4 protein-coding genes and 1 pseudogene are annotated in these 2752 nt (G+C 35.2%); all 5 read right to left on the reverse strand.

Annotated elements, in window-relative coordinates; genetic code table 11:
- Window positions 1-221 precede the first annotated feature (221 nt).
- A pseudogene (locus tag AB1414_18625) lies at window positions 222-326 on the reverse strand (GxxExxY protein).
- 428 nt (window positions 327-754) lie between these two features.
- A complete protein-coding gene (locus tag AB1414_18630; GenBank protein ID MEW6609430.1) occupies window positions 755-1108 on the reverse strand; it encodes a DUF86 domain-containing protein in 354 nt (117 codons plus the stop codon).
- A complete protein-coding gene (locus AB1414_18635) occupies window positions 1089-1394 on the reverse strand; it encodes a nucleotidyltransferase domain-containing protein (protein ID MEW6609431.1) in 306 nt (101 codons plus the stop codon). The genes AB1414_18630 and AB1414_18635 overlap by 20 nt, the downstream gene beginning before the upstream one ends.
- A gap of 198 nt (window positions 1395-1592) precedes the next feature.
- A complete protein-coding gene (locus AB1414_18640) occupies window positions 1593-1754 on the reverse strand; it encodes a hypothetical protein (GenBank protein ID MEW6609432.1) in 162 nt (53 codons plus the stop codon).
- Between the two features lie 36 nt (window positions 1755-1790).
- On the reverse strand, window positions 1791-2078 hold the full coding sequence (locus tag AB1414_18645; protein MEW6609433.1) for a PIN domain-containing protein: 288 nt from the start codon (window positions 2076-2078) through the stop codon (window positions 1791-1793).
- Window positions 2079-2752: the final 674 nt, after the last annotated feature.

The raw sequence follows: 2752 nt of genomic DNA on the forward strand, positions 1-2752 counted from the left end.
AAATAGTTTCGTCCTGAGCTCAGCCGAACGGTATTTAATTACCAGTTACCAATCACCAGTTACCAGAATCAAATTCCGTGCGTTATTTGTTCAACACGACACTAACTTTTGATGGACATTAATACAGGCATTAATAATCCTATCACTTAACTCTTCTTTTCTCCACTTCTCCATCTTCTCCCTTTCTCCTTATTTTTATCCTACCTGAACTCTTACGGAAATTATTTATTTATTTCCAGTCTCCGTATATCCAGTTTAAAATCAGCAAAGTTGATCAACAAACCCATCTTTTTATCTACTGCTTTGAGATAGGATCTTACCTGTGCATAATACTTCTGATTTTATTGATTAGTATTTCTCTTTCTTCCTTTTCCATTTTTCCTCTATTTCCCCTTTTCCCTTACGGACACCTGAACGGCTCCCTCTGTCCCTCTCTATGTTTAGATCTTTAATAGTTAAGATACTACATTGCTTCTCTTTTGTCAAGGCATCATTTTTCTATTTTTCTATCTCAAGAGGAGGTTTTGTTTGAATGTCTAACGATAAAAATAACCTGCTCCGTCAGGTTCATTGTTTTGTTGAACTAAGCCACTTCGTGGCAGTTTTTTAAAGCGGACTATAGAAGTCTCAAAAATAGACAACGAAACCTACCAAATACAAAATAGCCTTTTATTCAAATTCCAAATAATACTCCATTGCGTTAGTTCAACCCAGAATTGTGTGTCGGCGTTGCTCCACACAAATTCTTAATTCGTTAGCTTTTATTCAATTCTTCGCTTTGGATAATTTTAAGTATTTTACTATGTAAAACTGGGATTTCATTTTTTACAACATCCCAAACTATAGAATAATCTATGCCAAAATAGTGATGGATTAACTTATCCCTCATTCTTGCCATATTTCTCCAATCTACATTGCTATGCTTTTCTCTAAAACCTTCCGGGATATTTTTTGATGCTTCACCGATAACTTCTAAACTTCTAACAAAGGCCCTTTTTAGACTATCATTGATATAAAAGTCATCTTCGGAAATTTTGGTAACTTCATTTATAATAAATTCTGTTTCTTCGACTATATGTTTTAAATATTCAAGGGGCAATTTTGACATTTTCTATTTCCTTTAATATATGGGGTCCAATATAAGGGCTTATACTTTCCTTCGTAATAAGTTCATAGTTTTCTCCTAAACAATTTTCGAGAAAATCGCATAGAGATGTAAAAGTCTTAAAAGATTTTTTCCCCTTTCTAAACTCTACAAGAATATCATAATCGCTGAGTTCTGAATCTTGCTCTCTCACAACAGACCCAAAAATACCAATAGATATAACTCCAAGTGCCTTCAAATATTCTCTGTTACTTTCAATAACTTTATAAAACTTCTCTTTTCTTGTCATCTGTTCATCCTTTTTTCTTCTTTAAAGCTAACGACCGAGCTCACCTGCAGCGGGGAGAATTACCACTAAACTTTGTAAACATGATTACCCCTTGAAATACTACAAAACTTTCAATTACGGCACAGTCCCCCGCCGTCCACTGCAACGACTGGTTAGCAAAAGTTCCACTTCGCCGTATTTTTTCTTTCATTCTTATTTCTATATTCCATAATCAAGATCCGAGCTCAACTTAACCCACTTATCGTCTTTTAATGGGTTAATCACCGTTAACCAATCAAATCCTTCAAAATCAGCAGTATTGACCGTATACAGCCCTTCTATTCCATGATCTTTTAAGGTTGCCACAAAGGGCAACATCAAACATCTTTTTCCGCGTCGTCAGAATTCTCAAGAGGTCTAAAAATGTCTGCATTTGCGTTCTTGGTGGGATATCACCTGAACACCTGCATCAAGATATTCCTGGACAACATCAATGGCTTCGTTAAGTGAAAGAGGCTTTCGGAGTGTTTGTCGCGTAATCACGTTGATAAATTCGGTGAACACTTGCGTTGAAAAACAAATGGTAGGGTTACCATTTTCATCTTGTTCATTCATCACCCGTTCAAGAAATATCACTGCTCCTTTATGGAACTCGGAATCTTCGTTATGGGCATAAATCAACAGATTGGTGTCAATCGCAAACATCGAGATTAACTCCTTTCAGTATAGATCTCATCACGATCACAGTGAACCTCTTGTCCCAAATGAAATCGACGAACTTTGAACATCTTCTTTTGAGGATGTTCACGTTTCAATGTTGGCCGCATATCCTGTTTTAAAGATTGTAAGATCATCTCAATCATTTGGATACGCTCGACAATAGGGGCATGTTGAATCTGTATTATATTTTTTTTGTGCAATCATTTCAGTATCATCCTCCTTCACTATTAGGTAAATTGGGATTTAGGCACTATTCCTTTATCTTCTTTTTCAATTATAGCACAATAATCAATTATGCACAACTGTTTTTTTTTGACTCACATCAACAGACAATCACCATTTTGTCAAAACAAAAGATTACCTCATTCATTCATGCCCCCATTCATTTCCAGATGTTCTGTTATCATTCGATAGCCTCAACTCCTTGTTTTCTCCATATATCGAGAACTTTTGGGAGATCAATTTCTGGTAAGCATTCAGGTGGTGTAACAAAAGGAGATGTGGAGATTAAGGAGATAGGGAGATATTATTATAAAAAAATTGAAATTAGTAGAAACTAATAGAAATTTATGGAAATTTGTTGTTTCCCACAATCAATTTCTACCTATTTCTATAAATTTCAATCTATTTCTATTATCTTATCTCCATATCGCCCTTAT

It is taken from the genome of bacterium (assembly GCA_040755795.1).
Taxonomy (GTDB): Bacteria; UBA9089; CG2-30-40-21; order CG2-30-40-21; family SBAY01; genus JBFLXS01.